General features: G+C 30.2%; 9 protein-coding genes. 3 read left to right on the top strand and 6 right to left on the bottom strand.

The window, feature by feature from the left end; genetic code table 11:
* Nucleotides 1-139 precede the first annotated feature (139 nt).
* From nth to Q0W04_RS06260, 5 genes are all read right to left on the bottom strand, one after another.
* Nucleotides 140-769: an endonuclease III gene (gene nth / locus Q0W04_RS06280; RefSeq protein WP_298501314.1), complete on the bottom strand. Its 630-nt coding sequence runs from the start codon at nt 767-769 to the stop codon at nt 140-142.
* Nucleotides 769-2,085 carry a 3-phosphoshikimate 1-carboxyvinyltransferase gene (gene aroA / locus Q0W04_RS06275; RefSeq protein WP_298501277.1) on the bottom strand — a complete coding sequence of 439 codons (1,317 nt, stop codon included), beginning with the start codon at nt 2,083-2,085 and terminating at the stop codon, nt 769-771. Before aroA ends, nth begins: the two co-directional genes overlap by 1 nt.
* A gap of 125 nt (nt 2,086-2,210) precedes the next feature.
* Nucleotides 2,211-4,346 carry a GH3 auxin-responsive promoter family protein gene (locus Q0W04_RS06270; RefSeq protein WP_298501276.1) on the bottom strand — a complete coding sequence of 712 codons (2,136 nt, stop codon included), beginning with the start codon at nt 4,344-4,346 and terminating at the stop codon, nt 2,211-2,213.
* A 15-nt stretch (nt 4,347-4,361) separates the two neighbouring features.
* Nucleotides 4,362-4,658, bottom strand: coding sequence for an STAS domain-containing protein (locus Q0W04_RS06265; RefSeq protein WP_298501275.1), 297 nt, complete (start codon nt 4,656-4,658; stop codon nt 4,362-4,364).
* A gap of 12 nt (nt 4,659-4,670) precedes the next feature.
* Nucleotides 4,671-6,419, bottom strand: coding sequence for an MATE family efflux transporter (locus tag Q0W04_RS06260; RefSeq protein WP_298501274.1), 1,749 nt, complete (start codon nt 6,417-6,419; stop codon nt 4,671-4,673).
* A gap of 392 nt (nt 6,420-6,811) precedes the next feature.
* On the opposite strand from Q0W04_RS06260, the gene Q0W04_RS06255 reads away from it, so the two are divergent.
* The 3 genes from Q0W04_RS06255 (at nt 6,812) to Q0W04_RS06245 (ending at nt 11,117) form a co-directional block, all read left to right on the top strand.
* A complete protein-coding gene (locus Q0W04_RS06255; RefSeq protein ID WP_298501273.1) occupies nt 6,812-8,599 on the top strand; it encodes a PP2C family protein-serine/threonine phosphatase in 1,788 nt (595 codons plus the stop codon).
* A 449-nt stretch (nt 8,600-9,048) separates the two neighbouring features.
* Nucleotides 9,049-10,461 (top strand): PP2C family protein-serine/threonine phosphatase, encoded by a 1,413-nt coding sequence (locus Q0W04_RS06250; RefSeq protein ID WP_298501272.1) that lies wholly within the window; start codon nt 9,049-9,051, stop codon nt 10,459-10,461.
* Between the two features lie 89 nt (nt 10,462-10,550).
* Entirely contained in the window at nt 10,551-11,117 is a 567-nt protein-coding gene (locus tag Q0W04_RS06245) for a sugar O-acetyltransferase (RefSeq protein ID WP_298501271.1), read from the top strand.
* 237 nt (nt 11,118-11,354) lie between these two features.
* Here Q0W04_RS06245 and Q0W04_RS06240 read toward each other — a convergent pair.
* Nucleotides 11,355-12,082, bottom strand: a 728-nt coding sequence (locus tag Q0W04_RS06240) for a class I tRNA ligase family protein (RefSeq protein WP_298501270.1), incomplete at its 5' end; no start/stop codon positions are given.

The raw sequence follows: 12,082 nt of genomic DNA, 5'->3' as shown, positions 1-12,082 counted from the left end.
TCCTATTATATTAATTGTTTTTAATGGTATATTAAAAGGGTTATCTTTAAGTTAAATATAACGAATGTTATAATAACTATTGTTATATAACATTGTTTTAGTTTATAAATGTTTTGGAAAATTTTAAAAATGCAAAAAATTAGATGTTTTCTGCAAAATAATCGCAGATTTCTGTGCAGGGACAAATCTCACACTGAGGTCCAATAGGTTTGCAGATATTTTGGCCGAACTGAACCATCAAATCGTTTAATTTAATCCATAAATCCTTAGGAGCTATTTTTGAAAGTTCCACTTCAGTTTCTTCAGGCTCTTTTGTATCAACCAAACCCAAACGGTTAGAAATTCTGTGAACATGAGTGTCAACAGGAATTGCCGGCAAGTCAAATGCAAACACCAATACACAATTGGCAGTTTTTCTTCCAACACCCGGAAGCTTTACAAGCTCTTCTAAAGTATCCGGAACCTCACCACCATATTCATCTATAAGAATCTGTGAAACTTCCTGAATTCTTGCTGCTTTAACGTTATAAAATCCTGCAGGTTTAATCAATTCTTTTACATCATCAATTGGAGCGTCAACCACTTCATATATGTCTTTATATTTACTGAATAAATTTTCAGTAGCCTGATCGGTATTTTCATCTCTGGTTCTTTGGGATAAAATTGTCCTGACTAATACCTTATAAGGATCATGGTCTAAAAAAGTTCTTATTTCAAAAGTATTGTCCAGCTGATTTACAAGTTCGATTACTCTTTCTTCCTTATTCATCATACCAACTCCAATTCAAATCCTAACTCTGCCATAGATTCAATAAAATCTGGAAATGACACGTCAAATACTTCACCATTCTTTATTTCTATATCATGTTTTAAACCTATTAGTGAAAACGCCATGGCCAATCTGTGGTCACCGTGTGAATCAACAACTCCAGAGTTAACACCACCAGTTATGCTCATTCCATCTTCCCGTTCAGTTAGCTTACAGCCCAATTTTTCTAATTCTCTGCAGGTAGTGTCAATCCTGTCAGTTTCTTTAACTCTGGCATGGGCCACACCAGTGATATTAGTAGTACCTTCAGCCATTGCCGCTAGAACCGCAACGGTAATGAGCAAATCAGGAGCATTAGACAAATCAACATCTATAGATTTTAAATGTCCATCTGATGCAATTTCTACATAATCATCACCACGGATAATTGTGGCACCCATTTTTTGCAATATATCTAAAATTACTTTATCTCCTTGTTTAGAATTCCTAAACAGATTTTTAATTTTAGCATTGCCACCATTAATAGCTATTAATGCGAGTAAGTAAGATGCTGATGAATAATCACCTTCAACAGTATAATCGCAAGCAAAATAATCCTGTTTTGTAATCTTAAACTCATCAATCCTACAGCTTTGATGTTGTTTATCACAATTATCGTGCTTGAGATAATATCCTTTTAATGTTTTAACGCCGAATTTCCTCATAATATCCAAAGTCATATTAACATATGGCTTTGACTTAAATTCTGGTAGAACATATAAAGTTACACCATGTTCTGACAATGGAGAGGATATTAAAATTGATGATATGAACTGTGAACTAACATTTCCATAAATATTAGTATCGCCACCCACATAACCCGGTTTAATCAATATTGGTGCTTTTTCATTATCATTAATTGATTCTGCATTGACACCTAACGGTTGTAAGGCACTCATTAATAAACCCATAGGGCGTGTTTGCAGGGATTCATCACCGGTTAAAACTACTTCATTATCACTTAAAGCAGCTACAGAAGTCATTAACCTTAAAGTAGTTCCGGAATTTGCCAAGTCAATTGGTTTGGCTGAAGAATTGTGAAGTTTCCCTCCAGTTCCAATAACTTCCAAATAATCTTCAGATTGATTAATTTCAGCACCCAGCGCTTTACAAACTCTAATTGATGCCAAAGTATCTTCGGAATACAACATGTCATATAATTTCGAAGTGCCTTTTGCAAGTGATGCTAAAATTACTGCTCTGTGCGAATAGCTTTTTGAAGGCGGTGCTTTGACAACACCCCCAATTTCTGAAATCTTTTTAACCTTAAGAATCATTTTATCATGCCAAAGATAATTAAATTATGTTTTCTGTCCACAACTATCCTATACTAAAACATTTATCTGTTGATTAAATTTTAGATAATATTAAATTAAATCCCAAAATTGGATAATTAGATGAATTAAAATATTTTTTCAATAGTTAGAATGTTTTGATTATTTTCATATTTGTAATCTATCCCATCGACATTTTTTCGAACTATTGTTAAACCTAATCCACCAATTTCTCTTTTTTCTGCTTCAAGAGTTAAATCAGGACCATCCATATTTAAAGGATTAAACTCTATTCCACTATCTATAAAGTTCATAATTATCCTCAAAGGATCATTTAAAATCACATATTGAATTTTTATTTCATCCTCTTTTTCATAAGCATAATTACAAATATTTACAAACAATTCTTCAATTATTAACTCCAACTGCAATTTAGATTTCATTGGGACTCCTTTATCTTCGAGCAATTCTTCAATTGTTAATAAAAGTGAATCTAAATTATCTGTATTAGATTTTAAAATAATTTCTTCCATATTCCATCCATAATCCTGGTCCAATTCTTCATCTATTAAAATATTGAAGAAAGACCTATCTAGTTCATCTCTTAATACTCTAGGAGGTTTAACTTGGGCTGGAGAAGAACCTCTGGCAACTTTTAATTCTTTATATAACAAATAAGTTTCAGGTTGCAGCAAATGAAGTTCTGTTTTTCCAAGTAAACATTTATCGAGTTTATTACATAAAACTGGATCAGTAGCACAGAAATTCTCATTTATTTTTTCCTGAATGATTCCTTTTGTTACATCATCCGGTAGATCATCCACTTCCATTAAATAAACATATTTCATTGGAGATGAATCGGAATCAGCATAAACTGAGAAATCTATTAAATCGAATCCCAAATCCTTTTCTGTTTTATATGCCGCCGCTCTTAAATTTTCTTCGTTAACCTTCTCACCGGCCAAACTTAAACATTGGTCCAGCCTATATAAAAATTCAATCATTGGTGTGTTGTTATATTTTCCAATACATCGAACAGCATCTTTCATCCTGTAACGATAAAATCCGGATAGATTAGTAGTAATAACTTCATAGTCTTTTCCTTCTTCTAATTTATCCAGAGTCACGATTTTGCTAAAGTCCCCATCAGCATCCAACGGTAAAAATTCATAAAACATGCTGTCAGGTATGAGAATTTCATCATGACTGTTTAATTCTGTGAAAAGTGAGAATATGCCTTCGGATGCAGTTAATCCGATTAATGCAAAATTAAATTCCGGACCTGTAAACTTTTTTATTTTTTCAACATAATTTGAAAAACCTCCAGATCCGCATCCTATAAGGAGCAACATTCTTGGCCAAATTTTAGGAACAATAGGTTCATCAAAGCCTTCTTTAAATATTTTTCTAAGTTCATCTGCCCTTTCAGGCATCGGTTTGATTTTTCCAAGTAAACTTTCACGAACTTCATCAGACATTTTTACAGACTCATTAATAGTCCCATTTTCAATATCTTTAACTAACAGCTCCCAATTACCTTTAATGTAACGTAAAATTTCTAAAAACAAACTTACAAAACTGGTTATTGTAAATGAGATGTCAGGATTTATTAATGCAAAGCGTGCATGAATATAACGAATATCAGTACCAACCTCTGGAACTAAAGCCTCAATCGGAGATGTGATAAACTCAGAAATTTTATCGCCAAAACCACCCATTATCTTACCTGAAATAGAACCATAAGTGTCACCGGAAGGCAATGTAGATATGGAAAGTTCTGTTAAATTTAAAAAAGGATATTTAATCCAGTCAAAACCAACTTTTTCAGAAAACATGTTGAATAGATAAGCATAATTATATTTCATGTTGATTTCTTGATTAAGAGAGCTGGTAGGTATCCTTTTAGGATTTCCCATTGTACCGGATGATTTTGCATAATGAATTATTTCATAGGAGGTTAATAGATTTTTCTCTCCGTTTTCAGTCATTCTGTAAATGTAATCTGCATAGCTATCATAATCAGTTATAGGAACCTTGTTTTGATATTCCTCAATGCTTTTAATATTTGCAAAATCATATTTTTGACCATACTCTGTATCTTTATTATCCTCAAGAATTTTAAACAACAAATCAGCATTATATTTCATAGGATCCTTGGTCATGATATCTAATGATTCACGAACCTTATTTCCATCTGAAATACACTTTAAATAAAACCGTTCAGAAAAGGATAATTTAGAAATATCGATATTGCTTAAATCCATAATTCAGCCTCAAAACTACTCAATTGTCAAGATATCTACAAATCCAGTTGATTCAAATACCTCCATAACAATATCCTGAACATTAGTTACCTTCATAGAGCCTTGTACGTTCATTGTTTTTTGAGTAGACAAAATTATTCTAAGTCCTGCACTTGAAATATAAATCAAGTCAGATAAATCAAAAGTTAACTCCTCAACATCCGTTAAGCTATCTTTTAGTACTTCTGATAGTTCAGGAGCAGTTTTTGTATCCAATCTACCCACCAATTTAATATCTAACTTTTTTCCGTCTTTTTGTTTTTCTATATCCATAAAGTCACCAATTTAGTTTTTAGGAATAATAATCTTATTGTTATTTAATTTAAGGTTGTTATTGTAATCTATGTCTTTTGAAAAGTTTTTGACTATTTTAATTCCATAAAATTCAGTTTTATTGCCGATATCCCCTTCAATATCAAAAGGAACACCATTGTCCTGGAAATAAATAATAACTTCTTCAGTGTTCTTATAAAGAATTCTGATATTTAAATATTTGTTTTTCTTAAATTTATAGGCATGGGTAAAAATAGTTGTTCCCATTTCCTCAAGTATCAATTGTATTCTCAATTTGGTTTTATCATCCAAATCACTATCATTCAATTTTTCATCAATATTCTCAACGAGGTCCAATAACTCCTCTTCGGACTCAAGATATGCCACATAAGTATCTTCAGATGGGAATTCATTTTCATCCATAATTACAAAATCACTTAACGATTTAGGGAATTTTTTAGTTTTTAATTTAATTAAGAATGGTAAACTAAGCAATGTAACGATTTCACACAATACAAAACTTATCCAAATACCGTCGCCACCAATTAAAAATGAAAATATGGTTGCAAATGCTGACAAGAATAAGAAACTATGGGCGAAACTAATATAATTGGCAATTTTTAGCTGCTGTGTTGCATTATAAAAGTTCAATAAAATAAAACATAATCCGGAAAACGGCAAAGACCATGCAAATATTCTAAGACCTCTTATTGCAGTGTCATACACTTCAGGATTATTACCGAACATGTAAACGAAATAAGGGGCGAAAATAAAGAGAATTATAGAAATAATAAAAATGATAACCAATGCATATTTAATTGATATTCCTAATAATTGTTCCAAGTGAGTTTTATCATTTTCACCATAAAAAACACCACCCAGCGCTAAAGTGGTTGATCCGATTCCAATACCTACACTACATAACAATGTATAAACATTCGATTGGACAGAAAGGGCACCTAAAAATATAACTCCGCCAACCCATACTCCTAAATTATTTGTGATTATTGTACGGGCCATATTATAAACCTGATTTAAAGCACTTGGAAGGCCGGATTTGATTATCTGGGACAATTCCATTTTAAATTCTAAATTCTTTTGGAATTTATATGAACTTTTTTTTGAAAGAAAATGGCTTAATAGAAATAGAACTGTAATCAGGTTGCTTAATGCAGTTGCAAGCCCAATACCAAAAATATCCATTTTCAATATCAGTACAAATACCAAATCTAAAATTAAATTTAATATAAACAATATCAAACCGGCATAAAGACCCAATAGAGGATACCCATCGATTCTTGAATAATTTACAAAAATATATAAAAACATCAAAGGCAATATCGTTAAAAACAAACCTCTCATTAGTGATACAGTTGCATCTAATGATTCACCTGATGCACCTAATATTTGGGCAACATTTGTTGAAAAAAATAACAATGATGCAGTTAAAACAATCCCCACAATTGCTGCAACAATACAAGTCACTGAGAAATTATTGTTTACTCTTTTTTCATCAGCCATGTTATTGGATGCGACAATAGAACCACCATACGAGAAAATATACCCTATTGCCAAATTGGCATAAATAATTGGCATTGCCAAGCCGAATGCTGCAAGACCAATATTGCCAAAGAAATTGCCAATGATTATTCCATTTAAAATAACAGTTAAAATAGTGAGTACTACAGAAATTACTGTCCCGAATAAATAGTTTTTAAAAAAGGAATTTAATAATTTATTATCACTGCTTAATAAATTCATAATTCAACCAACTGTAAAATACACATTACTATTTTTAAATTTTTAAATATATATACATATAATTTTTAATTAGAATATTCGTATTTCTAACACATCATACAATTTAATGTAATGAAATAATATATTGAATACTTTTTAGAATAGTCAGAAATTATATAATTATTCATAAGAAAACCCAATTTGTTCTATTAATTACTAACATTTTTTGAAAAATCATTTAAAAAAGATTTATATATGCTAGTATTTATACATAATATTCAATGGTTCCTTCAAAAATAAAAAAGTTATTCAGTAATCCAATATTCATATTCATTTTCACATTTTGTGTGGAATTGATATTAAACTACCTTTTCGAATATCAACGTATTGGAGGCAATTACATATTTATAGATATGGCTTTCGCCCCAACATTCGGTTTGATGTTTGGTCCGGTAGGAGCTTTGGGTTTTGCAACTGCAACATTAACTGGGGAACTAATTGAAGGAATAGGCTTTCCTACACCGATTATTGATTTTGCAACCACATTTTTTATTTCACTATTGGCATATAAATTATGGTATAATATTTTAACAAAAAAGAAAATAGACACACCTAGATTTAACTCAACATACAATATTGTTAAGTTCTTTTGCATTACAGTGATTGTTTCCATTGTATATTTTGCACTCCTAGTTATTTCTTTTTCACTGTATCCGGGTTTAAATTTCTCATATTCCATTACAGACGTGGATTTTAACTTCCCTTACATTTTAAATATTATCACATTTTCATTAATATTTGGATTGCTGCTGATTAGTTCTTTTAATATACTTAAGATACCTTTACGAACTCCTAAAAGAAAGATAACAAAAATAAACATAAACCCGTATTATCTTTTAACAGTACTTTTAATATGTGTAGCATATATCATGTTTAAGGAATTCGTTGAAGGCATTAGGTTCATAAAGCATATTTTCTACTTTATATTAATAGTGACTTCTCTGCTGATATGTTTCAATACTTTTGACAGGACTATTAAACCAACGAACGACAACTATTCAATTATTGAAGAAATTATACTAATCTTTTTAATAATCATATCCATAACCATATTTTTGAACTTTAACTATTTCAACACACTTATTTTATCTTTTACACCCAATCTTGATCCATCATACCAACTTTTACTTATCATTGCATTCACAAGTGTGCTGATATTATTGGTTTCATTAATTCATATAAGATACATAGAAAAAAATATAACCAATCCACTTTACGCACTAATTGATACTGCAGATAATTACTTTAAAACAGAAAATAGGATTGAATCAATTATTAATGTAAAAAAATACATTGGAAATGACAGTATTGGAATATTGGCCAATTCATTTGTAAGGTCATTTTATAAGATTAGGAATAATTTACATCAAATTCAAATTACAACTTCTGAAAAAGAAAAATTCAAAACTGAATTTGATGTGGCAAGTGACATACAATCAAATATGGTGCCAAAAAATTTCGAAGAATTTTCAGAAAATGAATTTGAAGTCAGCGCTACAATGAAACCTGCAAGAGAAGTTGGAGGGGACTTCTATGATTATTTCAAAATTGATGATAATGTATATTTCGTTATAGGAGATGTTAGCGGTAAAGGAATTCCTTCAACATTATTCATGGTTAAAACAATGTATTTAATTAAAAATCATTCTAAATTTAATGATGATTTATCACAGGTTATTGAAAAAGTAAACAATTTGGCTTATGAAAGAAATGATGAGGAATTATTTGTAACAACATGGATTGGAAAATTAAACTTAAATAGCGGAAAGCTGTCCTATGTTAATGCAGGACACAACCAACCGTTAATTAAACATGACTCCTCTGATTTTGAGTACTTGAATACACATCCAAATTTAGTCATCGGAGGAATGAAAGACATAAAATATAGCGAACATGAAATTAATTTGAATGCCGGAGACATGATATTCCTATATACCGATGGAGTTACTGAAGCTAATGACAATTATAATGAATTTTATGGAGAAGACCGCTTAAAAGAAATAATCAATAAAAATAAAAATGAAAAATTAAGCGACATAATAACTGAAATTAATAAAGACATTAATATGTTTTGCAATAATAAGCAATTTGACGATACAACAATGCTTATAATAAAATATAATGGAGCAGGTGGAAAATGATTAGTAAAGAACTTTTCAAATCACAGAAATTTATTATATTTATCTCCATGATGATAAATATAATGCTAATTTTAATTGGATCCATCTGGTTTGATAGCAATTCTATTCACTTAGAGTTGTCCTCGTTACTTTTATTAAGTTTATTGTTAGGTCCATATGCAATATTAGGATTTACCATAGTTGAAGTATTATATTGGATTTTATTTTTAGGAATGACCAATCCTCTAACAATCTTATTAACTGGTTCATCCCTATTTATTTTGGGAATAATGCCTTGGAAATTATGGTACTCAATAAAAACTAAAAGAAATCATGAAATACCTAATTTAAACAGTTTTAATAGTTTCATTAAAATAATATGTATCATATTTTTCATTATTCTGCAAACATATCTATTTACCAATCACATCTTTGATAAAGTCATCAAATTAAATCTTGAAAGTTATTATATGATATTCGTATTAGGACTGATTTTGCTTTTGTTAGGTATGGGAATATTTGGAAAATTAAATATTGCAGTATATACTCCAAAACAAATTAAAAAAATCATGCCTATTAAATTATATGAGATTTTCTTCATAGCTTCAATAGTTCTTTCACTAATCACAATAAATAGTCCAAATACTATTTATTTACTGTTAATTTTAATATTTTCAGGAATATTTTTAATTAAACCACTGGATGAGGATGTCTTTAAAATAGAAAATACTCAAAAACCTACATTATTCTATAATGCATTTATTACAATATTCGTCATATTAATTATAATCCCAACTATCCTTTTGATTTCATTAACAATAACCGGAGTTTATGAATTTGGTATTGCATCTGAATTTTTAAATTATCTTATTATGTTATCTGGATTTTTCCTGGCCATTCTAATACCATTAACAATTTATATGCTGTTTTTGGAAAAACAGGTTATGCAACCAGTCAATCAGTTATCCACATATCTGTCTGAAGAAATAAGTGATGATAATGATTTAGAGGATTTAGTTAATAATTTGAAATCAATTACCGTAAGCAATGAAATAAAATCACTGTCTGAATCCCTGCTTAACATGCAGAAGGAATTCGTAGATTATTCTAACAACTTATTGGATGTAACCAAAGAAAAAGAGAGATATGAAACAGAACTCAAATTAGCTCATGAAATTCAATACTCAATGGTTCCGACAGATTTTGAAGAGTTCAATGAAAATAATAATCTTAGTCTTTGGGGATTTATGAAAGCGGCACATGAGGTTGGTGGAGACTTTTATGATTATTTCAAAATCAATGATGAAAATATTGGATTTGTAATAGGGGATGTCAGTGGAAAAGGTGTGTCAACTGCATTAATCATGGTAAAGGCCATGACATTACTCAGAGATTATGCTACCTATTATTCAGATTTATCAGAAGTATTTTACGAAGCCAATAACGAACTTTGTAAAGATAATGTTGAAGAAGTGTTTGTTAGCTGTTGGCTTGGAAAACTTAATACAAAAACAGGTGAACTGACTTATGTTAATGCAGGACACAAAAAACCATTAATTAAACAAAACGATGGTGATTTTGAATTTTTGAGTGGTAAACCAGGATTACTTTTAGCTGGAATGGAAAATATGCACTATGAAAAACAGGTTATTCAATTAAAGCCTAATGATTCATTATTCTTATATACTGACGGAGTTACTGATGCAAACAATAGTAATGATGAATATTACGGATACGAAAATCTGCAAAAAACATTAAATCAAAATAAGAATAATGAATTAAGCAGCATTATAAAATCCATTGAAAATGACCTCAACAAATTTTACAGCAATCAGGAACTATCTGACGATATAGCAATGCTTATTATCAAAATGAAACAATAATTAATGAATTAATATCTTCAAAGTAGTATATATCTCAATTTTCATTTTATCCAAATATTTTTTTAATTAAAATCCATAAATATTTACCCATGAATGAAATTGATAAGATGAAGGCAGGTCTTGAATACTGCTATGACGATAAAGAAATATCCTTAATGAAATTGAATGCAATCGAAAATGCAAATATATTCAATTCACTTGCTGAAGATGATTTAGACAAACAACATGAAGTTTTAAAAGAGATTTTAGGTTCAGTGGGTGAAAAAGTTTGGATTGCCAAACGATTCTGTTTCGATAATGGAAAAAACATTTTCATAGGAAACAATTTTACTGCAAATTTTAATTTAACCATTCTTGACATTAAAGAAGTTTATATTGGAGATAATGTGATGATTGGTCCAAATACATTAATAACTACTGTCGGCCACCCTTTAACTCCAAAAGGTCGAAGAGAACATTTGGCTCAGGGAAGTGAAATCAGAATAGGTAATGACGTGTGGTTAGGAGGCAACGTGACAATTTTACCTGGCGTTACTATTGGAAATAACGTAGTTGTTGGTGCAGGAGCAGTTGTTACAAAAGACATTCCAGACAATTCCCTTGCAATAGGAGTGCCTGCAAGAGTTGTAAAAAAGTTAGATAATGATATTGAGTAGGAGATGAGACCAAAACACTAATAGAACCCTCTTGGACTTAAATAAAAATAGATATAGGCTTTTGACATCACACACAAGTCCATTAAAATATACAAAAATAATTCTCATCTCCAGTTTTTATTTCACTGAAAAGTAGTATAAATACTTTAAATAAGCCAAATACAATATTTACTTCTATTAAAAATAATTTAAAGCAAAAACAATATTGATTTTAAAAAAAAAGTTAATGGAAAGTAATTATCTAATTACTTCCACAATCATGTCCAAGTTTTCGGATTGTAGGATATCCACTTTTTTACCAGAAGCTCCAACAATCTCCTTTTTGATGTTCAACATGTCCTCAGGAACTACAATCTCACCAATTGTCAGTTCATGATCATTTTCTAAAACAGCACCGATTTCCCCAATATCAGTTGATTTTAAATAACCAATGATTTTTCCAGCATCTCCTTTGAATTTAGGTCCGATTTGAGACATATCCGGTTCGACTTCGATGATTTTTTCATGAACTTCAGGTTTTCCAGAGCTAATAGCTAAATCCTTAATTTTTAAAGTTCCTTTAATATCATCTTCAAAATCGTTGAATATTTCAACTAATGAATCATCTGAAGTATATACATTTACTTCAGCAAGTTCTGCATTTAATGGGATTTTAGAAGCTGATTTAAACCTTCTTACCTCATCAATTAACTCAACGGTAGTTTCACCTTTAGTTTCCATTTCCTCACTGATTAATTCCTCATATACCTCAGGCCATAAAGTAGTATGGATTGATTCGTCTGAGAAATATTGGTAAACCTCTTCAGTAAAGAATGGTGCAATCGGAGCTAATAATTTTAAAGATGTCTCAACGACTGTTTTTAAAGTGTATTTTGCAGCTCTTCTTGATTCATCGCTAACCTCAGTGTATAATCTGTATTTTACAGCTTCAATATATTCATCACAGAAATCATGCCAGAAGAATC

Origin of the sequence: uncultured Methanobrevibacter sp. (assembly GCF_947170395.1) — an archaeon.
Classification (GTDB): Archaea; Methanobacteriota; Methanobacteria; order Methanobacteriales; family Methanobacteriaceae; genus Methanocatella.
Note: the sequence above shows the minus strand (reverse complement) of the source record. Positions and strands in the feature narration are given on the sequence as shown.